The organism is Ferruginibacter paludis (genome assembly GCF_030409685.1).
Taxonomy (GTDB): domain Bacteria; phylum Bacteroidota; class Bacteroidia; order Chitinophagales; family Chitinophagaceae; genus Ferruginibacter; species Ferruginibacter paludis.
The window spans coordinates 69,420-94,879 of sequence record NZ_JAUFQJ010000001.1 but is presented as its reverse complement, the minus strand read 5'-3'; the positions used below and the strand labels follow the sequence as shown (position 1 = coordinate 94,879).

The following is a 25,460-nucleotide window of genomic DNA, read 5'->3' as shown; positions in this document are numbered from 1 at the left end:
GCCCGGTATCAAAAAAAGGAAAGCTGTTTTTTTACAGCTTTCCTTTTGCGTTTAGTTCTGCTGCAGACCCGCTGTTTCAATGATATCCTGGGGTAGCTGCAATGCATAGCGGTTGTCGTTGGGCGGCAAAGTAACATATTCACCGGCAATAAACCGCCGCGGGGTAATGTTTTCATTTTCCCTGTTCAGTCTTTTAATATCCATCCAGCGCAGACTGCCCCTGAAGACCAGTTCTTTTCGTCTTTCTCTCAAAATGATGGCCAGCACTTCCGGGGCGGTATTCGCTGCAACAGGAACATAAGTTCCCGAAAGCCACCTTTTCGACAATAATAGATTGATGTCTTCCAGTGCGGCTGTCGTGTTACCGGCACGGGCATAACACTCCGCCCTGGTCAGCCACAATTCATCGGTTGCTATGCCGCTGAAGGTATCAAAATAATCTGCCGCATAATTTCCCTTAAAGCTGTAATAGCTGCCGGCAGCGGTAAAAAAAGCTGCTCTGCGCAAATCGTTGCCATCATAGGCAGCATACAAATTGGTATCCACCCGGGCATTGTTCATGATCGGATGGTACAGGGCGATGTAAGCATTCATGGTGGTATAAAAAACAGTCTCTGCGTTGAAGCGTTTAAAGGGATTTCCCGCAGCCACCTCCACTTCTCCGGGATTGTTGTAATCCATTAAAGTGTTTTTGATCTGCAGGGCAAGACCCGCATATTTACCAGCACTGTCGTACTGCCGCATGGATAAATAAGTCCGGGCCAGTAGCGCATAGGCGGCGCATCTTGACGGTCGGGTCGACTGCTGCGGATTATCCGGCAATAAAGACGCAGCCTCGCCGGCATCCTGAATGATTTTTTCGTAAGAAGCTTTTACTGTTGCTCTTACTGAGGGAACATTAAAGTCAGAACCGGTGCGCAGCACAATGCCCGGGTCGGTTTGTGCTGTTGAACTGTCATACCCTTTTGCAAACAACCAGGAGAGTTCCAGGAAATAATAGGCCCGGTAAAATAAGGCTGATCCTTTAATGGGATTTAACTGCTGCAGGTTATTGGGTGCGGGTGCAATCAGCCCTACCCTTTCCAGGCATACATTGGCATTGTAAACGGCCCTGTAGGCAAGGGACCAGTCGTTGGGATACCGGTAGGGATAAGGTATCCACTGGTATACATGCTTCCCAAAAACGGTATTGGACATAAAAGTAGCATCATCCATAAAAAAATCATCCGCCGAAGATGCTCCCAGGGCGGGGGTATTGTAATTCATAAAAGCCGCATCATCCAGCAGTGCCTGTAAATCGCCGGGGGTAGCGGGCACCACCAGAGAAGCATCTGATTTTGCAGCAAGGTATTTTTTGCACCCGGTACAGTTCAGGAGCACAACCAGCAAAAGAAAATAAACCAACCATTTATACGGTTTCATATTGATAAGTTTTAAGTGTTAAAAATTGCATCTTATTCCAAAGGCCCATATGGCTGCAGGCGGCAAAGTTGCCGGGTAGTCCGGGTCAAGCTGTTGTTTATTGGCCCGCCATAGTATACCCAGGTTGGCTGCGTTGGCATACAGCTCAAGCCCCGTAAAGGGAAGGTCGTGGCGGAACTTAATCCCGGGTGTATAGGCAAGGTTAATGTACTGCAGCCTTAAGTGCGCTCCTTTCAGGTAATTGATCTCCGCATTGCCATAAAAATTATCCCGGCTGTAATCGTTGGGATAAATAAACGAAGGAACAGGGGTAGTTTTTTCATCACCCGGCTTTTGCCACCTGGCGGCGTACTCTTTATGGCCGGCGCCGGAGTAGATGAGCGCATCATAATTGATGGAAGATTTTAAAAAATAATACCCCAGTTTAGCGGAAATATTGATGGACAGGGAAAATTGTTTCCAGGAAAAAGTATTGATCAGCGACCCGAAACAATGCGGCGTGCCGGAGCCGATGTATACAATGCTGCCGCCTTTCAGTTCCTTTTCTGCTACTTCAGTGGCGATGGCATTGTAGTCGGTGCTCAGCTTACCATCCACATAACCCTGCGGGTTGCCGGTGGCATCCAGCCCGCCCCATTTGTAAGCCACAATACCATAAAGCTCTTTCCCCACCACCGGAATGATGGTATTGCCTCCTCCCAGTAAAATATCCGCCTGGTTGGCATACTGCCCGTAATACCGGGTGGTAATGGTTTTATTGTAACTGAACAGTACACTGGTTGACCATTTGATTTTACGATCGATGTTTTTACTGCGCAGTATAATATCAATCCCCGTTCCTTTTGTGTTGGCTGCATTTTTTGTTACATAACTGCTTAAGCCCGAAGCAGTATAATCAAAAAGGGTTTCCCCGTACAGGTCCGTACCCCATTTGCAGTACCAGTCAACCGACCCCGACAGTACATTGCTTTTCAGGGCGAAATCGAGGCCGGTATTAAATTGCCTGGATTGCTCCCAGCGCAGGTCCGGATTGTTCAATACCTGTATGCGTGAAAAAGGGTAATTGGTATTGCGGTCGTTGCCCACATACCGTGCTACCGGCAGGGCCGTTTTTGACAAATCAACATTGCCGCTGTACCCATAGGTTACCCGCAGTTTTAAATAATTTACCAGCGCACTGTTGTAAAAATTTTCCCCGGATATTTTCCAGCCTGCACCAGCCGACCACAAAGGCTTCCACCGGTCATTGGTATTGGCGCCAAAAATATTCGACCCGTCTCTTCTGGCGCTGGCAGATACGCTGTAGCGTTCCTTGAACGTATAGGAGGCATTGCCGTAGAGAGAAGTGAAGCGGTAGATGGTGGCGGAAGACCTGGGCTGACCGGAAATGGTATTGGGATAGCCCCGGATAAAATCGGGATAGCCATTTACAAAGTCTGTTGCAGCAATGGTCAGCGGATCAGCGGTATAGCCATAGCTGGTAAACTCATCGGTGAGCCCTTTAACCTCTCTTTGTTCTACACCTGCTATCGCATTGACACCATGCAATCCCCATGCTTTTTTAAAATTCAGTTGCCCCCTGAATGTGTGTGATTGTGTTACGGCGTTGCCGAGGTTGCGGATACCGCCGGGAGGAATGATATAGGTCACTACCCCGCTGGCCGGGTCAAACTGGCTAAAAGCATTGATGGTGTTTCTGGCTTCGTAACTGCTGATATCCTGCAGCCGCTCGCTCCTGGCAGTTTGGTGTTGGTACTGGTATTTTACATCGGCGGTCAGGGTATTGCTGAAGGCATAATTGATTCCAAAATTGGCATAGAGTTCCTGCAAATCAACCGTTGTGCGGTCATGCCGGTAATCGTCCAGCGGGTAATATTTCCAGTCCAGTAATTTTCCGCCAGCGGCCGTATCGGTAAAACCAGGGTTGTAGGTGGTAGCCACCGGCAATGCGGAACCGTTGTTGTCTGCAATGCTGTAATAAGGTGCATAGCGCTGACCCGGCCGTACAGTGCCATAGCCCGGCATCCCCGAAACGGAATGACTGTTGGTATAGTATACTCCCACGTCCAGCTTTACATTTTTTACCGGCTGAAAAACATTTTCCGCTTTAAGGTTCAGTTTGTTAAACCGGCTGTTGAGTTCGCTGGTATTGTTATCGTAGCTGGCGGCAAATGTATACGCATTGTTGCTATTGCCCCCGCGGATATTCGCTGCGTATTGCTGCGTTACCGCAGGCTGGTAAACATACTTGTTGTACTGGTTGCGGGCATCTGTTGCCTTCAGCGCTGCCAGTTGCTGGTTCGCTTCCGCAGCCGTAATGGTATTGTTCCTTCTGTTAAGCAATACTTCCACGGCAGGCGTTAAGGCCAGGTAGGGCTGGTAACTGACCTGGTTATCAAAATAACCATTGTTAAACAACAGCTCCTCCACATTGATATAATCGGCAGACGCCATCTGCGGTAGATAAAACAGGTTGGGTTTTTCCTGAACAATCACCGTGGAGTTGACGCTCACCGACATCTTTTGGTTCAGGCTCCCTTTTTTGGTAGTGATAACAATCACCCCGTTGCCGGCCCTTGCTCCCCAAACGGAGGCAGCCGCGGCATCTTTCAGGATGGTTACATTTTCAATATCATTGGGGTTGATGTTGCTGATATTGCCCTCGTAAATAAATCCGTCCAGTACAATCAAAGGATCAAGCGGCCCGTTGATGGTACTCAGGCCCCTGATGGAAATACCGGTGTTGTTTTGCGAATTGCTGTTGCTCTTGCCAATGTTGAAGAGCAAACCACTCGTAACGCCGTCCAGGCGTTTTAAAATATTGGTACCCACCTGCCGGTTCAGGGTTTTGTTATCAACCAGTACTACGGCACCGTTTACCTCATTGGGCTTTACCGACTGGTAACCGGTACTGGCTTCAACCACCACCGCTTCTGCCGTAAACACTTTGGTAACGGCGTTCAATAGCCCCAGCTCACTGCGGCCGTTCACCCTTATTTCAAAACTACGGATTCCGGTACCACTTACCAGCAGCACCGCATTGGCGGCTACCTGTTCTAACAAAAACTCCCCTGCGGCATTGGTAGCCGTTGCTTTTTTTGTTCCCTTTACGGTTACGGTTGCCAGCACCGCCTCCTTTTTTTCGTTTACTATTTGGCCTTTTACGGCCGGCAAAACAGGCGGCCCCTGCTGGGCCCGGGCTGCGGTGGTTATGCAAAGCAATGCAAGGCCCGCCCCGCAGATACAACAAATCATTTTTTTCATGTAATAAATATTTTTAAGTTAGTAATAGTATTAGCTGCTATCAAGGGATAGGGCAGATTACCCCTACCGGTATGGTACGGGCGGTTTCGCTTACCAGCAGGCCATAACCCAGTAAAAAGGCTTTTACCTGCTGCAGGTTGTAGGTATAAAAATCATAGGGAAAAGTGATGTCGATGTGTGCCTTCAACCCGGTTTCATCTATCCAGGGTTTGTTTAAAATCATGCTTAGCGTGGCCGTAAGGTCAGCCACCGTTCCATTGCGGATGTATTTGTTGAGCGACGCTTTATCCAGATCAGCGGCAGGTGTACCACCCCTTGTTTTGCAGTTGCCCCCCTGAGCAGTGGCTGACAATACATAGCAACTCATGGAACGCTTTTCCCTTTTTGCCGTGGCATTAAAATACCGCTCCAGGTCGGCACGCATGTCATGCGTTATTTGCCGGGGCTCCACAGGCCTTGTACTCAAATCGTAGCAGTATAGTTTTTTGCTGCCGCCCTCTTTGTTTTCAAAAAAAAGCGGTTTCAATACAGGGTCAATAAAGATCAGCTCAGCCGGCAGGGATTGTATCTCCGCAAACGCCAGCTGGTACAATTGCAACAGGGAATAATTGACAACGTAGTACCGGGATACGTTTCCATCTGTTGTTGCTATTTTCCCAATCACCGCCCCCAGGTCTTCTTTGTACCCGGTAATGAGTGACCGGTATAAAAAATCCTTCGCGGCCGCGGAATCAGTTTTTACCAGGTCGTTTTTGGCAACATCAAAAAGCAGGTCATCATTTTTTACATGCAGGGCAAGGGGCTTCCCCTCCAGCAATGCCTGAATGTTAGTTTCGGTGAGTTCCTCCTGCCCGGTGATGGCTGCTACCTTCTGCTGCTCATCCAGCCAAACATAGTGTGGAATGGACCTGTAGGGAAAATATTGATTTAAAACCGTATCCTGTAACAGATAGGATAAGGTAAACAACTGGCCGCTTCTTTTTTTCCTGGTACGCATAAAACGCTCCACCCGTTTGGCATCATCACCGGGATAATTGTTTACCATGATCACCTGCAGGGCCCCGGCAAATTGTTGCTGCAGGGCATGCATTTCGGGAAAAGATTCCAGGCAGGAGCCACACCAGGTACTCCAGAAATCGAGTATCACCCCTTTGGCTTTAAGTTGTGATACAGATACGGAAGCCACCGGGTAATTGTACAATTGATTCAGGACAATATCCGGCAGGCGGTCTCCGACAGTAAGGGGATGCAAAGGTTGCGGAGGTACTTGCGCAAGGCCGTTCATTACCGGCCATAGCATGGCCAGTAAGCAATATTTGAGTGTTTGCATGGCAGATTATTTCAGTAAAAAAGGATGGATGTAAGGCTACGGCTGTACGCCCTAAGTAGGATTTTTAGGCTTGATGGCAAACAGTGTTTTTACCAGGTGAATCTGTGTGTTGATAGTGAGCTCGTTCATAGTGGCGGATCAGTTTATGGGGTGGTTTTTCTTATCATCATTTTGTACAGGGCGAAAGGGCGGTACTTTTACCGCCGGCCGGTCAAATATGGTGGCCTGCCGCCAATATTTACAACGGTTTAGCAGGTCGGTTTTTAGTACTTGCCGCAATTGCGGTCTGGGCGCCAGCCCGTCCATGGCCTGCTGATCCTGCAGTACCTGGGTTGCCAACAGTTCTGCTACTGCTGCATTGTGAATGATGCGCCTTGCATAGCGTTGCAGCAGCGGATGGTAATAGGCAAATGTAGGTTCGGGAGTGGCCGGATTGGTGCTCATTGTTGTATGTTTTTGCTATCCATGGAATGCAATACACCCCCTGAATATTTTTTTGGAATACAGGTTAAATAATTTGAGAGGCATGCAATCATAATATTAAGACTGCCGCCAGTGTATGCAATTGCATCAGGATGTTTTGAAGAGGGAATGTGTTGAAAGCTGCCAGGTATATCAATGCCCTGTACTTCGGCATTGCCGGACGTTAACGAAATGCAGAGATAAAGAGCGGCGCCCACTGTTTCATTACTGAGACCTGAGAAAATACCCCTGTAACAAAATGGGCCACCGCTCCCTAAGAACTTGTATGTTGGTTTCAATCTCATGTTAGCTGGAATTTCTCAGGTTCGCAGTAATGAGATTATTTTTTGAAAATTATCTTAAGTCTATTTGCTTGTAAATATAATTAAAAAATTATACAGTACACATACGTGTATCAAAATATTTTTGATAATAGTTCAATTTCCCTGTTAGAATGGAACTTGGAAATAAGGAACATACAAAATTAAAACTGGCAACTTGCTTCAGGATTATCCTCAAGCAGAAAAAAAGTATTGGGATAAAAAATAAGGCTAATAATATTGAGGACATTAGACTTGTTGATTCAATGAGACAACTAGAGGCAGAATCAGGATTAAGTTATACCATCATTCAAAATACATCGGCGGGTAAAAGAGATATCCAATTCACAACTTTGCTAACAATGATCGAAAATCTTGGATTGTCTTTTACTGAGTTTGCGAAACTGTATGATAAAATAACTGAAAAACAGATTTTCGATGAAAAAACTGAAATAGATAAGAGCAAGAAACCAAAAACTAAAAAAAGAGTAAAAAAGTCACTCCCTAATCCTTAAAAGATTTTATTCTTTCGACTGATATTCGCTCTACAATTTCCTCCATCCTTTTAACCCTTGAAAGCAATTCTCTAAATTCGCTTTCAGTTATTATATAATCATCCTTATATCTTGCATCGATATAACCTCGCTTAAGTAAATCAAATAAATGTGTTTCAAATTTATCATCCACAGGAAATGGAAAAATAGAAAAAATCTCTTCCGACAGAGGTTTGGAATATTGTCTTAATTTTTCAAGGTTATGGGTTTTGGGTTTGTAAGATTTAAAGACTAACAAAATAGTGTTATAAAGCTTTTCACAAGCTTGGTGCAAAAGAAAAGCTGCATCATTCAACGGCTTTTTCTCCAATAGAAGAGTATTAAAAGCATCATTTGCAAAACGAACAAAATTGAATGCAGATGCAAACCATTTATCAAAATATCGTTGACCGATAATTTTCATTTCAGATGAAGACAATTGCCTGGGAGCAGAAAAGTTTATAGAATTATTGTCTTGAAGCAATATTCCTTCCTTAACAATATCTGTAAAAAAATACTGGCCTATTTCGAGACCTTCATTAACGTAACTGACATCGTGAATAATAGCGTTGACGGGTGTTCTAAATAAATTCCTACTCTGGTTAAGTATTTTATCCAGTATATCATATTCCTTTTCGACACGGTTTTTTGTAACTATTAAAAAATCATAGTCGCTAATATATTCATAGTTTGTCCCGTTCTCAAAATATTTATCTTCTACCCATGTGCCGGTAGCATAACTGCCGAACAAGATAATCTTTTCAGGATTTGCTATTTCCTTGATAATATCAACAACCTGCAAGATTTGGTCCTGCTTTATTTGGGGAAGATATGAGAGTGATGTTTTCAATGTAAAATGTTGCTTGCAATCTAATTATATTTTTTCAAATAAATATTTAAACGAAAGTTTAATCTCCATTTATAAATACACAGATTGATCTACACTTATAATGAATAAAAATTCATAAAACTAATTTTGTAAATATAGAAGCTATTGTCTTAAACTGTCTCCACAGCTTTGGGTAAAGCCTTAGGCGAATGAAATTGTAAAGGAAAATCCGAGTATTAGTAATAGTGCCTTGCGAGAAAAAAATAAAGAATTTGAATTCGTGATTCAAGTTTTTGATAAGGTCCGGAGAACTACTTATAAACCTTCTAAACAAATGCCAAATAAAATAAAGAGAGTAGTACCAGATTCTTATTGATTGGCTGGCTTGATATAGTTAAGGTTAGTGAGTACTTCAGTATTAAAAAATCTCCTTTATATATCTGGGATTTGTTTCAATTCTTTGAATATCAGTTTCAAGAAAAGTTGCAACAAAAGTCTTATCACTTTCTGACATTTTATTTAAAAGATTGTTGTTTGTATTTGCAACATCAATTATGTTTTCTTGTTTAATTTTTCTGGCTACATGTATCATGCTATTAAGAAGGTTTTCAGTATCTGAAAATCTTGTACCATACTTATGATTGGATAGAGCATCGCAAACGCATTGTTCTAATAATACACTTGAAATTGGAAGATCATTTTTATCTCTGTATGATTTCATTAACTTAATTGTTCTCCGGGCAGCAGGCAAGTTTGTTGTAGCCCTTTGTTGTAAACTAACATTTGTTTTAAATGAAGAACCTCTCTGCCATGCCCAATCGCGTCGTACATATAAATTTAGATCTTTTGTGTTCTTATAATCGTTGATCTCTCGTCCAGGAACAATATCGAAATGTATTGGTAAACCATTGTGTTCAAAAGTTAAACCAATAGCTTTTGTTTGCTTACTTACTACTGCTTGATTTCCAAAATTTCTTTGCAATACTTCATGTACATCGTAATACATTTGTTCAAGGGTAGTATAGCTGCTTCTCTTAAATGGCAGTATAATATCCAGGTCGCAATTCGATATAATTGCAGTACGTTTAAAAAAAGAACCAGCATCTTCCGGCTGATAGGCAAGTTTTTGGGCAAATTTTTCGCGAAGCCATTTCTTTACCTCTGATTTATAAGAAAGATATTTTTTTAAAAGGACAGGATCAGATTTTAAGTTTTCTTCTGATAATACTTTTCGTAAATGTTCATCTGAATTAAATGGATGGTTAGATTCATCTGAGAGTTTTGATTCGTAGGCTAAATAACCTATTCCTGCACCTACGGCGCTTCCGATAAGTGCATGCTTTAAAGTCTGCTTGCCATTATAGCTATTCCAGGTAAAAGGCATGCCTCTTTGCCAATGTTTAAACCATTGAAATATAATATCTCCTGCGGCAATCCCTACAAAACCTATTACTGCACCATTGGCTATATATTTTTCTTTTCTTCTCATTATTTATTCGGTTGAGTATTTTTCATTTACAGCCCATTTTGTATGTGCACCGATTTCATATTCCATTTCTTTTTTTCTTTCATCAAATCCCAATGAATTAATAAGGGTTTCATCCGCCCACTTTACTCTATCTGTATCTCCGTTTTGGTATAATTCATCCAGAACTTTTATCTGTTCATCATTAGGAATTAAGTCAAATATTTCATAGATAAGAATTTCTTGGCACGATAAATTTTTTGCTTTTTGGATGGGAGTTTGAACAGTAGTGACATATTTATAATCGATGTAACGAAAGCTGTGCTTGTCTGTAATGATATTTGTAGTAAGCAACTCTTCGCAAAATTCCCTCCACTGTGAAATTTCCCTATCTTCCCTTGAATTAAACCATCGAATAATTTTCATAACATTTCTTCCTGGCAAACGAAATCGCAAATCATTCTTAGCTATACCATGTTCAGTTTCGAATCTTTTGTCAGGCTTAATTGAATTCTCTTTAAATACCTTTTCAGCTCCGGGGAGCGTTTTATAAGCACCGCCTACTAATTGGTAATAGTTGCCTTTTCTATTTTTTACCAAAAGGTATTTCCCATTACTTTTTATTCTAAACAAATATGAAATAGATAATCTTACGTCTTTTTTCCTATACCATACTTGAGTTTTGAATATTAATGGGAGTTTTCTTATACTATAAATTCCTTCAACAATGCCAACATATAAAGGTGTTGTAATGATATTTACTGCTATTGCTATTAATAGTGCCGGGAAAGGTTGCGTTGTATCCTTGTATATAAGGATATAGGCAATAAGTGCAATGCCGGATAAGAAAATCAAAGCTTCTGCAATATTTTTTCTCATATTATTTGGGGGCTTGGTTTTACTCGTTTAATTACGTTTTCAAGAACTTCAAATGACAAGGGTTTATTAGGAAAACTTTCGGCAACTGCTTCTGGAAGAATTTTCAATGTTAAGTCTGAAAAAGAATATCCCAGCCCATTATTTTTATCCGGGCCAGTTAATTCAACAAGTTTGTCAAATTCTTTGTCCTTAATTCCTGTTCCATCCAGTGTCTTTGTAAATAATTCTTTTCTTTCATTTTCATCTGGCCTTTCAAATTCCATAATTATTGCAGCCCGTCTAATAATAGCTTCGTCAATAAAATGAAGTCTATTAGTTGACATAAATATAATTGCACGGCCATTTAAACTTCTTATTTCATCAATTTTTTGAATCAACGTATTTACAGCGGCCTTTTCTTCCTGGTGCATTTGGTGTGTAGATCTTGTAGTTGCAATTGCATCAGCCTCATCAATAAATAAAAATGCAATCCTCTTTTTACCAGCTTCTTGTTTTAGTCTGTCGAATGCATTATTTACTAAATTCCCCATTTGTCCATGTAAGCCTTCGCCCCTTACCCTGGTACTTAACTTAAGAAAAAAGCCGTCTTTGCCTAACTCCCTTACCATTCTATCTGCGATTCCCTCTGCTGATACAGTTTTGCCTGTTCCTGCATCACCTGCTAATAATACAAGAGGGTACCTGTCTAATATTGTTTCGAGAACAGGTAGTTTTACTTTATGGTGTTTATTGCTCCATTCTATTAATCCTTCCTGATCAATTAGGAGTTTCAAATTATTATGTACTCTTTCAAATCTTTTATTAAAGCCAACTAATGCATCTGCCCTTCTTTTTACATCGGCATTCGGCAGTTCAGTGATGTTGTCAAATATTGTAGAATTGTTCATGTAGAATTTATTTATAGTTAGCCTTATTTAATTCATAGCCGTTGCTTGCAAAGTTTTGCGCCGCCTGTTTGGAAAGGTTAGGAAAGTTATTATCAATAGACGATGAAGACCATCCAATTTGAAAATTGTTAGATTGTTGAAAATTGTCTTTTTGTTGTTGAGTTAGCAGATGCCAGGCTGAAGTGTAACTAACAACAACTTGAAGATATGTACTTGGCAAATTGTTCCAGTCATTTCCACCAGCTCTATCACCGGTGATCGAAGTGCCTGCTTCATTTACGGTGTATTTAGCCGCACGTATTGGTATAGTTGCTGTATTTAATAAAACAATATCTACAGTCTTCAAGTATTTAGCCTCAGCCAGTTTTACGATATCATGAAATACTTTGTCAACGTAATCTGATGCCCACTTTTCTGTTCGTTTGGCAATCATTCTTAAATCAGCTTCGAAGCCTTCAAAAGTTTTTCTAATGTCAACAACTGTATAAGTGGATGTCGCGGTAATTGTATTATAGCTCATATTTAATCTTCTGATTTTATGTTAAAAGATGATCCGAAAACATACTTCCATTCCTCAATGGTGTCGCCTTCGAAATTTTTTGATTGTGCAATATTTAATGCTTCAAAGGCACCATTTGCTTCTTTCTTAATTTCGTCCCAATTAATATCATTTAATTTTTTGGAAGCATTATTTTCATTGTTTGTTGGGTCAGCAACATAAAATTTAGAAATAGGTGCCGGTAATGAATTGATTGCATTCTTGAAATTAATCGCAGGAAAAACTGGATCACTTACGAATTTGAAAAATCGAATGATTCCCTCTTCAATATTTGTTTCGCAGCCCTTATTAGTTTCCAAATATGAAACTATAAGCTCAATAACAAAAGATGATAATTGATCCAATTCTTTATAATTACGCCACCATTTTAATGCTCTTACAATAGATGTATATGAACCATTTTGGTTTCTATAACTTGTAGCAAATTCAAGTTGCTTAACCACGCTTGTAACGTATTTTCCACCGCCACCCCCACGTTGCGGTTGCCAAACATAATCTGCAGGTTTCTCCATTGGAACTACCGGAACAATATCTACTTCTAGACCGGTGCCAATAAATTTAATCTTTATGGACTTTGTTTTTCCTTCGGCATCTACATCCCGTAAAATATCTTTATTAGGATATATTTTTTTAAGATAATCCACTATTAAATCATGCAACCTTTCAAGATCATTTTGAAGGTTAGCTTCTCCTTCTACATACAAAATCAAATCGATGTCGATCGGGTTCTCTCCAGTAGCTCTTAAAATAGTTCCCTTTTTCCAGGAGCCTCCGATTATTACCCTTGTAACTTTAATACCTGTACTAGTATCAGAAGTAATATATTTTTCGAGATCTTCTTGTAGATTGGTTACCTGCGTTCTGTAGGTTCCCATATTTTCTCTTTTCAATTTTATTCTGGCTATAAAATTCTGCAGTTGCGAATTTGTCAATTTCATATTCCGTTTATTTTAACTCATTTTAGTATTAGTGTTTGGTATCTTTCGGTGGCATGGGATCATTGCCATAAGAGTCTTTATCTCTTATTCTGCCATCTGCTCCATGAATAACTACTTCTGATTTTTGATGCTTGGCTATTTCTTTAGCCGCATCAATTGACTGTTTTTGAGTGTCGGTAACTTTTGTTGCTTTTTCGTTACCGGCGCCCTTAACCTGCCATCCACCACCTAGATGTTTGGTCACATGCTGATTTTTGCCCATTGTTTTTTTAATTTGATTTGGGTCAATAGATTATCTGCCCACAAGTAGCTTGCGGTTTAGTGGACATCGTAGCCGTAAAGTCAGTAAGAAAGGAAGCTATCTGTGCAGCTTATAGCAATAATTGCTGGTTGGCGTAGGCGAAACAGCAGGTATTGTTTATTTACAAAACAACACCTACCTTCGCAGCACAAAATTCAAAAAATGCCGGAATTGAGTAACTTTAAACTCTTTTCCCGAAAGCCTTAGGTCTAGTCCCCTAAGGCTTTCACCTTCTTATAAAAATTTGTTAATATTTTCAAAAATCAAGCCCTTTAAATTTTTTTACTGAAACATGACAAAATTACTGTAAAAAATTACGTTGTTAAATTTTTTAGCCAAGTTTTGCTAATTTTTTGTGTCAAAAATCATCATATTAATGACATTTCTGCCTACTCAATCTTCCCATCATCATACTCTAATAATTTTTTTGGATCAATAACTGGCAACACAACCCCATTCAAAGAAGTGCTTTGAGTTCTGGTATAGATTATACCCCTTACCGTCGAATATGCAATTCCGACAAGCGTAGCTACCATCAATGGATCTATTGCCGGTGTATCATCTTCATTGTTATCTTTTTCCAAAAAGTCTTCGAGATTTTCCACATTAAAAGTAAAGTTATGGGTGTAAGAAGCGCTGATCCCAATCGGCTCATCCTTTGCATCAAGCGCCTCAATATCTACGGTCAACTTTAGTCCGATCAGGCTCTCTTCTTCGTTTATTCCCGTGCCCAGGGAATGATCAAATCTATATCCCTTTATCTGTTCCGGATCAGCATCTGGTGCACTCTCAATATTACCCTTAATGGTCTTAATGTTAAGTACATGTATTTTATCCGGTATAATCTTTCTTTCTTTGTTCATTATACTACTTCTTTCAGACTTTCATTGTTATTTTCCTTCACCTTCATATACACTAATTTGCAATAGGCAGGGGAAGTGTTGTACGGTTTATACACTTTGGAACTAACGCTCCCCATTTTAATAATGGTTGTAACCTGAACACTTTTTTGCAAATGTTTGGGTGTACAAATAATGGTAGCGCCCAAAGCTGCTTCCAGTTTTGATAAAGACCGCAATGTAAAATTGTGCATGCCTGCAAGCCATTTGCTTACCTCGGCTTCGCTTTTACCCAGTCGGTCTGCCAGCTCCTTTTGTTTCAATCCTTTCTCCTGTAACAGATACACTAGGTAATTTGCTATTTCCAAAGATTTATCTACAAAAATTTTACTCTCTTCCGTCATACCAGCGATGGAAGATTCAAACTCAGGAACCTGCTCCTCAGCCAGTAATTTTTTTTTCTTAATCATAGCAAGCTTTTTAAATTATACAATCAGTTCAAAATCTTGTTCCACTTCTATTTCTCTAGCACTATCATTAATCTCTATATAGCCATCAAGTATTGCTGCATTAATCTTCCGGGCTATCTTTCTTGCCAAGTCAAAATGACGATAACATTTTTCACAATCTTTTACTTTTAACGCCGTCTTTCTATCGCCATTAAGGAGTATGACAATTCCTGTTGTTAATCTTATACAATACAATCGCAATCCAAAATCATTTACGTCCTCCGTTTCTATAAACTCATGATACGGCGGTGGTAACCGTTCCGCTGCATCTTCTGGTTTAAAATGATTTTCGCTGGCACCATATTTTTCTCCAATCTGTTGAATATACCGGTTAATTTCTGCCAATTCTACCGGGCTATGCTGTGCAGCTCTTTGAATAAAATCCCTGAATTCAGAGATTCCTTTATTCTCAAGGAGTACAGTATAGTAACGTACTTTTTCAAGTGCCAGTGACGGTATGGGTAAAAGATGAACTACCAACTTAACTTATAAGTTAAGATAAAGGTATAATTAGTTTTTGATATTTTCAAATTCATCATAAAAAATTTATTTATTTTAGTTCTTGATTAGTTTTAGTTTGTTGGTAATAATAAATTTAGACATAATTCTGCAGGTCTAGCCGATGCATCTTCCATTCAGAAAACCTTTTCTTCCCATTGTCCGGTATCTCTAGTCTTCAGACGCTGGAATGTTAATTAGGCATGTGTGTGTCCTTGCTCTGCCTGGCATCTAATCGCTTTCGATTTTCATAATAGTTCGCCAGCCACATTGAAAATCCCTGATAGGAACCGGCTTCTCCCCTTCCCTTTTTTACGACCGCCCAGTTGTAAGGCGTTACGGGAAATCTCATCGCTTGCCATTCGCATTAAAACTTCCAGAATTATATAAGCATACACTAGGATAGTTTATTTTCTGTCTGCATCTCGCTCAGCACCGCATAAAAAAGTTGTTGGATGCTCAAAGAATGTGTTGCCATTAATACAAACGCTTCCTTAAATAGCTGATATGTTTTTTTAATTGTTTTATAATCCATACCGGTTAATAAGCTTTTCAAAAGAAGCATGACCGTGATATCTCTGATGCCTGGATTTGTTACCTGCTGTAAATATAAATGTCGTAAAAACGTAATAGCTTCGAAAATGTGGTTGCCGTCTGGATTCCAGCCATAATTTAAATTTTCTATACAAATCTGAAATCTATTCTCCTGATTTAAATTCTTTTTACTAAACTCATCTATTAACATTTGCGAAGTGATCGGCAAGCCTATATAATTATGGCGTAGCATAAAAGAAACAGCAGCCATTTTATGTTGAGGGAAATATTTTTCGACGTATAAAAAGGGACTTACAAACACATTTGTACTTCCTTTAAAATGCCGGTAATGAAATACATCATTTGTTAACATTACATGTTCTGGCCGGTTTGCAAGCATATTGGATTCAACAATTACATTAAATATCAAATCCAGATGTCTTAGGTCGTTATCATTGTCATCGTGCTTTTCTGTAATTAGGTTTAGGCGTTCAGGAACATCTTCCAGTAAACAATTTCTATCCACCCAATTTAAAATATTTTGAAAAAGCTCTGTTCTACGCTTCTTAAATCCGTCATCGTAAAAATAGGGTATGACTCCATCTTCTGTGATTGATATAGATAATTTAGATTGCGGCTCTATTTTTATTTCTTCCAGGTTATGTGCAATTCGTTCTCTAAGTAGGGCTGATATATAAAATTTATCAGGAAATAAAAAGCCCAATTCATTTGAAAGATCATAAAAAAGACAAATGCTTGTAAAGTCCAGAACGAACTTGGTTTTAGAAGAAAGCTGAACGTTTGAATTTACTGAAGGAGCTACAGCCCTGTAACATTTATTTTGTTCATTTATTAGAGTAAAATAGGCATCGATGGAATTTTGACCAAATACACTAATAACAATCTCTGTAAAACTTATTCTGCCTTCATAATACAAATCAAATTGCCTGGTCACCCTTTCTTTCCGCAGACTACCTTGTAATCCAAAATTGTCAACAAAACTTTTTTGCATGCCCTCAGGACTTGAATCTTCAAATTTAAAACTTTGAACAACGTGGCCCAGCAGCGGATTTTCTGTCTCCAGCATTAGTTCTTCAAACAACGCACTGTACTTATCAAAAATCCTCTCAATTGTAATTTCTACCAATAAATCAGTCAACCTGTTTTTAATTGAAAATGTGTCGCCGATCTTTTTACCGAGAAATAAGGCACCCGGATTATATTTAATATTTTCTTCTGTAAGTTCCAACACTTCGCTTTTGTTACCTATTTGGTATTTTACGAAACTGCCGGCACCTGCAATTTCAAAATCCTGTCCCATCTTTTCAGGATGGACAAGCAAGATCTGAATATACTTGTGACGGCTTTGAAGATTTTGTTTTAAGATTGCATGCTTATACAATAAATCGATTGAATCGCGGTAACAACCTGCGCCATGCAATGAAATAGCAATATTTATTGCCATTTCTTCATTTTTAAATACTCTATTTGTAACTAAGTGTACATAGTCAGGAATAGCGTTATTTTGAAAATCATTTTTAAGTGAAATGAATAAAGCATGAATAAAATATTCAGAATCCGGAAAAAATTCCAATGCCTTATGCGATATAATTATAGCTTCTTTCCATTTATGCTGAAGTGTTCTAAGGTCCAATTCCATTTGCAGAAGAACAATGTCGGGCCTGGGGCTGTTTTCTCTCCAATACTTCAGTATTTCAAGCAGTTCAGGCTTATCTCCATTTGTTTCATAAAGAACCTTGCAATAAAGCTTTAAAAGCTTTGAATATTTTCTTGTATCAACTTTAGGTTTGAGGTATTGCTTGGCGATGTCGGGCTTTTTTATCAAGCAGAACGCAAGTGCCACTTCGTATTGCATGTCCTCATCAAATGCACCGATGTTTTCCTTAGCCTTTTCAATCAATACAACCAATTCTTCCTCAGAGAAAGAACCGATTTCCAGATTCGTGAAACAAAAAACCCTAAATAAACTTTCGTACTCCAACGCAGCAAAAGTTTTATGCATTAGCGATTGCACAACCGCCTCTTTAAACGGCTGCGGAATTTGCGGAAGCTGTGTTCGAACAAATGACAGAAAATTCATAAAAAAGAGCCTGTCAACAATGGGCTTCATATTTATGTATTTAATAAAAGCTTTTATCTGCTTTTCCTTTTCATCTATAAGTGAATAAAGATTTGCCTTAAAAAGCGTTATAATTTCATTTTCTGATGTGCTTAAGTTTTCTGCAATCTCAAGAGCCCGCAAGTCATAGTCCCGGGTACCGAATGCGATATATCCCTGAAGCATATGAACAACTAATTCGTGGTCCTTAACCTTTACCGCTTCGAAGGCTTTGCCCATTAAATTGATATATTCCTTATTTTGTGTTAGTACAAATTCACAATAGAAGTAGTAGAAAAAATAATATTGATACCCATTTTTTATTTCAGAAGTGAATAAGTTTTCATGAATTTTTTGCAGGATTTGAAATCCGTATTTAAATTGAATATCTGCATGAGCATTGGAATAACACAAATTCGCGGTTATTTCGGGATTTCTATTAAAAAAACTAACGAGCAGATATTGGGCTAAAGTTAATTGGTAACGCAGGTTCCTGTGCGATATTTCCACAGGTTTATTATAGTCAATATCAAAATGTAAATTGAAATAAGCAAAGTCATCCACTTCTTTTATTATTCTCCTAAAACTCAACCAATAGTAAAGATGAAGTCTGAATATATTTTTATTTCGAACACTTAAAGGAACAGTATTTAAAACTTCTTCAAAATTTTTATCTGCAATAAATATTTTGACGATCCATGCCACAATATTGAATTCATTTGAAGATAAAATTTCATCCGCTAATTTATTCGCTTCTGCCACATTTCCCAATACATAATAACTCTGGGCAGCATTCGATTTGTAATCTTCATTCTGTGGCTGAAGTTTATATATTTTAATCAACAATTCTGCATGATCAGTTTGAATGCCGGATTCACCAAACATATCCATACAAGTTGACTTTAACCAAAGTAAGCGGGCTATCAATTTATTGTTGAAAACACCTGTGTCAGAAATTCTTTTTTCCAGTTTGGTCAGCCGTGTTACTGCAGAATATGCTTTGAAACTTTTAAGCTCATCTGAAATTTCATCAAGTTGAAAATTCCACTCTTCCATTAGCTCTGCGGACACTGCCACTAATTTAACCTGGGCTTTCAAGTCCCGGATTGACTCGTCAAATTCGTTTCTTAAAGCATTTAACGCCTCACTAATTTTAAAAATCTCTTCCTTAAAATTAATTTCGCTGTTTAAGAATTTCAATTTTTTTGACGTATCAATTTCTTTATTAAAAATATTTAGAAACTCTTCCAGTTCATTAGCCGTAGGTGAGATTATTCTTTCATCTTTGTCCAAAGTATTTTTAACCAGAGACACATCTAATTTTTTGGTAAATCTAAATTCTAAAAATAATTCTAGCAGATTTTGGGATTGATAAAAGGGTATCTTTTCAGTTTCTGCAATTGGAAAACTTTTTGCATATTCAACGATAGTCTTTTGTATTATTTCATAAAGTTCCTGCTCATATAAATTAGACTTATTCTTTAAAAAACTATCATACCCGTATTTAGCAAGATTATTAAAAATATATTTAGCGGTAGCAGTTAATATAAGTTCCAGGGCCATCTGTGATATTTATTTTCGTAAAGCTAAGGACTTCTCACGCCTTAGCTGTTCCTAACGTTTTGTTTATTATGAAAAATATTTTATAGTAAATCTGCATCCGTGGTTGGTGCATCTTCCATCACCGAAAACCCTTTCTTACCGTGGTCCGGTATCTGCCCCGACCATCCCTTTCTTTAGTATACTTCACCAAATGCCTTTGTATCCTAAATTCATCCACATGTTGTTCGAAAAACATGGCTGTTGAAAATCTGTATTCAACAGGATGATTATTGCATCATAGCCAACGTGGCAGCAGGAATACTTTTCCGGTATAATGAAATTCATGCGTGTTCAACTTTCTATAAACACCAACCTGCCATCCTTCTCCAAAACAAACCCATTATCATTTGCCTTAGCAATCCCTTTCCGCATAGCAATTTCCACATTAGTCCCAGATCTGGCAAACCCAAATAGCTTAGATGCTTCCCTAACTAAGTCCTCGATTGGTAGACTAACCTGGTGGCTCAAAATATCTTTTATGCCGTTCGCAATTTCTTCTGCGGGGATATCTTCTGCATCCCGCTTTTGGCCGTTGCTGGTTGTTACCCGGTAGTCAGTATAATCATTTGGATCCAGGGAGTTATTCCAAAATACAAGGTTGCTATCTGTGCCAGTTTGCTTTAAATTACATTCACTTAGCAGCTTTTCAAATTGCGCATTGATCCGGGTACCCAATTTTGAAATACCCCAGGCAGACAAAACCCGTTTGGCCAAAAGGTTTCTTACAATGGGCGCTTCTATGTCCAGCACCTGCTTAATCTGGTCCCTGATCTTTTGCGTATTGTGGTATTGCAAAAAGTCATCGGATGAAGTGGAACGCACGATGTCAAGGTTACAGATGGTGTAAAGATTACCTGCAAAATTGCTTTTGCTTTCAACTACAACTTCAGCCGGTTGAAAGTTATTTAGTATCAACGGTTCACCCTTTTCTAATTCAGGTGTATAGCTTTGAACAGGCTCTGCTTCAATGATTTTATCATTATTTTCCTCCGCATTCTTTATGGCTTCCAGTGTGTCATCCATCACACGGTTGGCATTTTCCCACCAGTCGGTTGACCATATTTTATGGATATTCCAGCCCAATAATTTTAATACTTCCTGCTGAATGATTTCCCGATCCTTTGCAGTTTTAGCCGAATGATAATTATTGCCGTCGCATAAAATGCCGAGGATATATTCTGAAGGCTTTAGTTTATTTACAATGCCAATATCAATACGGTAGCCGGAGCAGCCGATATTGGTATGTACTTCGTATCCGTGTTGCCTGATTTTCTCCGCCAGTGCTTTTTCAAATCCTCCTTCCCTGGATTCAACCGTTGATTTCCTGGTGGCTAACATAGAACGACCTTTCTCTGCATATTCCAAAAAGGCCTTGATGCCTGCCACGCCTTCAGAGGCAGAACGCGTAATGTCAATCTGGTCGGCTCTTAGTGTTGAATACACTTTCATTTCATACCGGGCACGGGTAACAGCTACGTTCAGTCTGCGCCATCCGCCTTCCCTGTTTAGCGGGCCAAAGTTCAGACTCACCTTTCCTTCTTTATCAGGTCCATATCCTACCGAGAACAGTATTACATCCCGTTCATCTCCCTGTACGTTTTCAAGATTCTTAATAAAAATAGGTTCCGTACTTTCCATGGCCACGGCTTCCAGGTGCGGATGTGTTCTCAGCAATTCATCAAACATGTTCTGCATCAGGGTTTGCTGCACCGAACTAAAACTTACTACACCGATACTTCGTTTCGATAACACGGGATCGCTTAACCTGCGTTTTATTTCATCAATGACTGCTTTGGCTTCAAAACTATTTTGCCTGGTTTTACCACGGTCATAATAACCTTCAACGGGTATAAAGTTTACTTTATTGGCAATATCATCTGGCGATGGAAACGTGAGTAATTTATTATCATAATATTTTGAATTGCTAAAGGCGATCAGGCTTTCATGTTTGCTTCTGTAATGCCACAATAAATGTTTGGAAGGCATAGATAATGCCAGGCAATCATCGAGAATACTTTCAAGGTCTTCCTTTTCAATATTGTCTTCATCAATGTTACTGGCCGAAGAAAAGAAACTGGTTGGTGGCATTTGTTTTGGATCGCCAACGATAATCATATTGGCAGCCCTCGCAATGGCACCCACGGCTTCGCAGGTAGGCATCTGCGATGCTTCATCAAAAACTACCAGATCGAATTTGGGACCTGCTGCATCAAAGTATTGTGCTACCGAAATAGGGCTCATCAGCATGCAGGGAGCTATCCTCGGAAGCAGATTAGGAATGGCATCAAACAATTTCCGGATGGGCATTGCACGGCCATTATTACCGATTGTTTTTTTCAATAAACCAATCTCCGATGACTGGGCAGCTTCCTTTGTAAAGTCAGGTATTTTGGAAGCCAGTTTTGCATAGAGTTCTTCTTTGGTGAGCTTCTCAAAATACGCACTCATTTCTCTGAACCGGCGGATCTTATCCTCAAACAACCTGCCATTAAAAATATTCAATGCCGCTTCTTTCTGTATCATGTAGTTAGCGCAGGAACGGTACAATCCTTTTTTATAAGCATCGGTTACCTGCTTACTTTCTATCCGGCCAGTTTCGTATGCTGCAATAACAGGTGCAAGCCCGGCTTGCAGGGCGCTTTTTTTTGCATTCAACCAGCTAATCCAATCCTTCAATTGTTCAATGGCTGCCAATGCCTTTTCTAAAATGGTGGTCGCATCGGTAATGAAATGATTGGCCGGTATTTTTATTTCAGTAAGATCAATACCCAAACTCTCTTTTAGTTTTCTTTCGAGGGCCTTTACCTGCAAATGCAAACCGGTAAATGGTTGCAAGTATTTTCCATGTATCGCAAGAAAATTATTGGCGCCTTCATTCAGTTGATTACCCATATGATTCCGCCACTGTCTGGCACTGGTTGCACTACCGGTTACAAGGATTATTTCCCGGTTAATATGAATCACCGTATTTGAAATAAGCACCAGTTGCTGCCAGTTACACTCGCCTCCCTTCCAGAGAAATCCAAGCAGGGGAATTAAGAAGGGTTCATTCCGGTCAATTACCTGTTGTACTTTCTGGAAGGCTATAATTTGTTCCAGCAGTGAGGTGATTTCGGTATGATCAATTTTGCCATTTAGTGAAATAACTTTCAGCGCATTCTTCACATTTTTTTGTTGAAAGTATTTTGGCAGAAACCATTTGGTAGCGGCAATATTCCATTGAGTCAATAATTCGGTGGCATTGATTGTTAGAATGGGCTGCTGAAAATGCTTCAATAATTCAGCCCTCATCCCATCTCTTTTATTGCCTTCTTCACACAATGCTATCAACTGTCCCAGCACCTGTTCTACATTATCTGTAGTGAATATCGATGCAGGTATATCGGGCAACGTAGTTAGTAAACGGGCAATGCTGTTCAGTGATTCAAATTGCTCCCGGTTAATGATAGGAGTAGTGATTTGTTGCCTGGCACAAAGGGTTTCACCTGCAATGTCATATGTCTTATATACCTGAATTATTTCGCTTAATAATTCCTTTGATTCATTTTTAAGTTGCTGAGAATATACCTTTGTTGTTACTGGTTGCAGTGGATGGTTATAGGGATGGGGCAGCAATGAACCTGCGGCCTGTATTTCTTCGGCCACATCATTCCAGTACGTTACATCGGTTCTGCTGAGTGTTTCAATTGCTGCATCCGTAAATTTTATTTCGTTTGGTATCGCTTCCAATTGTGCATCTGTAGAAAAGCAATCATACACCGAAAATCCGAAAGGATATTTTTTATGCAGCGCCAACACATACCCATTCAATTCGGTCCTGATCAAATGAATTCGCTCTGCTTCCGATCTGTAATTTTCAGGAGCGATCACTTTTGTTACAGCAGAGGTTCTTTTTAATTGTTCCAATACTGCGGATTTTCTGGATTTATTGGAATGTAATTCCAGGCAAAATGCGCCAAGTCCTATTTTTTCAAGCCGATCTCTTACAACAGAAAGTGCCGCCATTTTCTCTGCCACAAACAATACCTTTTTCCCATTGTATAATGCATTGGAAATAATATTGGTAATAGTTTGCGATTTACCGGTGCCGGGTGGGCCATGCAATACAAAACTTTTATCTGTTGCTGATTCTGTTATGGCTTCCAGTTGTGATGAATCAGCACTTATAGGTAGTACAATAGTAGCGGGATGATGCAACTCATCAAAATTGATAGTGTCTGATATGAGTTCGGGAATATCCCATTCTATCTTACCTGAAATTAAACTGGCTACTATTTTATTTTGAGAAAGTATTGCTGAGTTTTTATGGATGTCATTCCACATGATAAACTTGCTGAAAGAAAAAATGCCCAGGAATATTTGTTCTTCTACATCCCACCTTTTTTTTGTCATAATACCCTGCCGGATAATATTGAACACCATCTTTAAATCGACACCACTTTCATCTTTGGGTAAGTTTTCCAGACCACCAATATTAATATCGAAATCTTGCCGGAGCATCTCCAGTAGGGTAATGTTCATCATTGTTTCTTCTTCCCTGGTACGAATAACAAATCCTTTTGAAGCAGATTTACGAACGATCTCAACCGGCATTAATAATATTGGAGCAAATCGGGGTCGTTCACTTTCCGGTGTTTCAAACCATTTCAACATCCCTAAAGAAACATATAAGGTATTAGCTCCGTTTTCTTCTAACGATAAACGGGATGACCTGAATAAATGCGTAAGGCTCGCAGTTAGGTCATTTTCTGTAAGATAGGACCTCAGACGTTTTTGAGCAAATTCATGGTTAATTAAATCAGCAATTGGTTCTGATACATTAATCGATTGGTACACCCCTGCGCTGCGAAGTGGATTATCCCAGTCCGTAGGTTTTGGAAGAATTTGAAACTCATTACCTGCTGCAAGCTCATCTTCCAATTTATGCAGTTGGGTGAATATAAGCTGTACAGTATTTTTTGTTATTCTTAGATTCAGCAGGTTATTTCGTAATGTGAGGTCCAGTAATTTTCTTTCCCACAATTGCTTTTTAGAAACCTCAATGCGACTTACATCTACCAATTTTCCGGTGGATACAATTTCATCAGGAATATGACTGTTTCTATTTTGTGTTGGTTGTTCTACAAATTCTACACCATTCAAAGTTTGTACCCTTAATGGTAAAGGCCTGATGCCACTAAATCTCGCACGTCTAATATCAAGAAAGAGTAGGAAGTCATCTTCTTTCAATAATTTATAATTGGCGGCCTGTACTGCAGCATCAAAGCCTCCAGTATTCCCCGCATTCATGAAAGTACCCTCCAATAACACTATATCATTTATTCCATCAGCTGTTCTTTTGGTCAACAAGGAAAGATCATCATTAACACTGTCAGGAAAAGACTCGTCTGTAAGCCAGCCTCCAACAAATGCATGGCCTTTAACAACTATCAGGATGGGATGTATGCCAACTGCTTCCAGGCAACTCGCATACAGCAACGAGATATCGAGGCAATTCGCCATTTTTTGACTGAAGATTGTGTCACACATACGCACCCGCTGACCGGTATCTTCAAAACTGGCAGGCACTGTACAATAAACCAGATTCAATTCAGCAATGGCTTCATAAATTGCCGCCATTTGCTTTCTCACCCTGTCAGGGTTCTGACTCTGGTATTCGTCGAAAGAAGGCTTGCCCGTCCATTGTTGTAAAACGGCCGAAGCTCTTATTATAATCTTGGCTATTTCCGGGTGATTGGGCGTAACGAATGCCGCCAACATTTCCGGAAGAATTCCTATTCCATTCCACTGCTCATAGGCCAATATATTGATGCTGTATACTTCATTGTAGATTATTTCATTTTCGGATTTAATTGTCAATGAAAGGCTGCCAACGATTCTCTCTGTTAGTGCAGCCAGATATCTTGTAATGGATTTAATATCGACCGGGCCTAAGTCAACCATATCATCTTTGGGTAACAAATCAATTTTTTTATTCCAGGGAATAGCAAACTCAGGCTCTGAGATTATTTCAATTGAAAGATTGGCCAGTGCATCCTCACCAATGTTTTTGATAGTTAGTTTTCGGACAACCGGCACATGATTTTGCTGCATGGCAAAATTCACGATCGGGCTATAGATCAGATCAGCTTCTATTTTGGCGGTTAATTCGTTCATTGGGCAGGAATATT

At 39.6% G+C, this 25,460-nt stretch carries 18 protein-coding genes; 1 reads left to right on the top strand and 17 read right to left on the bottom strand.

Annotated features, from left to right (window positions below):
- Positions 1 to 51 precede the first annotated feature (51 nt).
- The 5 genes from QWZ08_RS00395 to QWZ08_RS00375 form a co-directional block, all read right to left on the bottom strand.
- The gene (locus tag QWZ08_RS00395; protein WP_290335171.1) at positions 52 to 1,422 is read right to left on the bottom strand and encodes a RagB/SusD family nutrient uptake outer membrane protein; all 1,371 of its coding nucleotides are present in this window, start codon (positions 1,420 to 1,422) and stop codon (positions 52 to 54) included.
- An 18-nt stretch (positions 1,423 to 1,440) separates the two neighbouring features.
- Complete coding sequence (locus tag QWZ08_RS00390) at positions 1,441 to 4,686, bottom strand: SusC/RagA family TonB-linked outer membrane protein (protein WP_290335170.1); 3,246 nt, start codon at positions 4,684 to 4,686, stop codon at positions 1,441 to 1,443.
- 40 nt (positions 4,687 to 4,726) lie between these two features.
- Positions 4,727 to 6,016 (bottom strand): redoxin family protein, encoded by a 1,290-nt coding sequence (locus tag QWZ08_RS00385; RefSeq protein WP_290335169.1) that lies wholly within the window; start codon positions 6,014 to 6,016, stop codon positions 4,727 to 4,729.
- A gap of 138 nt (positions 6,017 to 6,154) precedes the next feature.
- Positions 6,155 to 6,460, bottom strand: coding sequence for a hypothetical protein (locus tag QWZ08_RS00380; RefSeq protein ID WP_290335168.1), 306 nt, complete (start codon positions 6,458 to 6,460; stop codon positions 6,155 to 6,157).
- Complete coding sequence (locus QWZ08_RS00375) at positions 6,457 to 6,783, bottom strand: hypothetical protein (RefSeq protein ID WP_290335167.1); 327 nt, start codon at positions 6,781 to 6,783, stop codon at positions 6,457 to 6,459. Before QWZ08_RS00375 ends, QWZ08_RS00380 begins: the two co-directional genes overlap by 4 nt.
- 149 nt (positions 6,784 to 6,932) lie before the next feature.
- Between QWZ08_RS00375 and QWZ08_RS00370 the strand changes: the two genes are divergently transcribed.
- Entirely contained in the window at positions 6,933 to 7,313 is a 381-nt protein-coding gene (locus QWZ08_RS00370; protein WP_290335166.1) for a hypothetical protein, read from the top strand.
- Here the strand turns inward: QWZ08_RS00370 and QWZ08_RS00365 are convergent.
- From QWZ08_RS00365 to proA, 12 genes are all read right to left on the bottom strand, one after another.
- Positions 7,303 to 8,181, bottom strand: coding sequence for a HEPN domain-containing protein (locus QWZ08_RS00365; protein ID WP_290335164.1), 879 nt, complete (start codon positions 8,179 to 8,181; stop codon positions 7,303 to 7,305). The two genes, QWZ08_RS00370 and QWZ08_RS00365, sit on opposite strands and share 11 nt — an antisense overlap.
- Before the next feature lie 397 nt (positions 8,182 to 8,578).
- Positions 8,579 to 9,649 carry a nucleotidyltransferase family protein gene (locus tag QWZ08_RS00360; protein ID WP_290335163.1) on the bottom strand — a complete coding sequence of 357 codons (1,071 nt, stop codon included), beginning with the start codon at positions 9,647 to 9,649 and terminating at the stop codon, positions 8,579 to 8,581.
- 3 nt (positions 9,650 to 9,652) lie between these two features.
- The gene (locus QWZ08_RS00355) at positions 9,653 to 10,504 is read right to left on the bottom strand and encodes an SMODS-associated NUDIX domain-containing protein (protein WP_290335161.1); all 852 of its coding nucleotides are present in this window, start codon (positions 10,502 to 10,504) and stop codon (positions 9,653 to 9,655) included.
- Positions 10,501 to 11,391 carry an ATP-binding protein gene (locus QWZ08_RS00350; protein WP_290335160.1) on the bottom strand — a complete coding sequence of 297 codons (891 nt, stop codon included), beginning with the start codon at positions 11,389 to 11,391 and terminating at the stop codon, positions 10,501 to 10,503. Before QWZ08_RS00350 ends, QWZ08_RS00355 begins: the two co-directional genes overlap by 4 nt.
- Before the next feature lie 7 nt (positions 11,392 to 11,398).
- The gene (locus QWZ08_RS00345; RefSeq protein ID WP_290335159.1) at positions 11,399 to 11,911 is read right to left on the bottom strand and encodes an HORMA-1 domain-containing protein; all 513 of its coding nucleotides are present in this window, start codon (positions 11,909 to 11,911) and stop codon (positions 11,399 to 11,401) included.
- A 2-nt stretch (positions 11,912 to 11,913) separates the two neighbouring features.
- Entirely contained in the window at positions 11,914 to 12,888 is a 975-nt protein-coding gene (locus QWZ08_RS00340) for a CBASS oligonucleotide cyclase (protein WP_290335158.1), read from the bottom strand.
- Between the two features lie 28 nt (positions 12,889 to 12,916).
- Positions 12,917 to 13,132: a DUF2188 domain-containing protein gene (locus tag QWZ08_RS00335; RefSeq protein ID WP_290335157.1), complete on the bottom strand. Its 216-nt coding sequence runs from the start codon at positions 13,130 to 13,132 to the stop codon at positions 12,917 to 12,919.
- Positions 13,133 to 13,578: 446 nt separating this feature from the next.
- On the bottom strand, positions 13,579 to 14,052 hold the full coding sequence (locus QWZ08_RS00330) for a hypothetical protein (RefSeq protein WP_290335156.1): 474 nt from the start codon (positions 14,050 to 14,052) through the stop codon (positions 13,579 to 13,581).
- Positions 14,052 to 14,498, bottom strand: a complete 447-nt coding sequence (locus QWZ08_RS00325) for a helix-turn-helix domain-containing protein (RefSeq protein ID WP_290335155.1) — start codon at positions 14,496 to 14,498, stop codon at positions 14,052 to 14,054. Before QWZ08_RS00325 ends, QWZ08_RS00330 begins: the two co-directional genes overlap by 1 nt.
- A 15-nt stretch (positions 14,499 to 14,513) precedes the next feature.
- Positions 14,514 to 15,017, bottom strand: a complete 504-nt coding sequence (locus QWZ08_RS00320; RefSeq protein ID WP_290335154.1) for a hypothetical protein — start codon at positions 15,015 to 15,017, stop codon at positions 14,514 to 14,516.
- Positions 15,018 to 15,432: 415 nt separating this feature from the next.
- A complete protein-coding gene (locus QWZ08_RS00315; protein WP_290335153.1) occupies positions 15,433 to 19,251 on the bottom strand; it encodes a PIN domain-containing protein in 3,819 nt (1,272 codons plus the stop codon).
- 330 nt (positions 19,252 to 19,581) lie between these two features.
- Positions 19,582 to 25,446, bottom strand: a complete 5,865-nt coding sequence (gene proA / locus QWZ08_RS00310) for an anti-phage protein ProA (protein ID WP_290335152.1) — start codon at positions 25,444 to 25,446, stop codon at positions 19,582 to 19,584.
- Positions 25,447 to 25,460 lie beyond the last annotated feature (14 nt).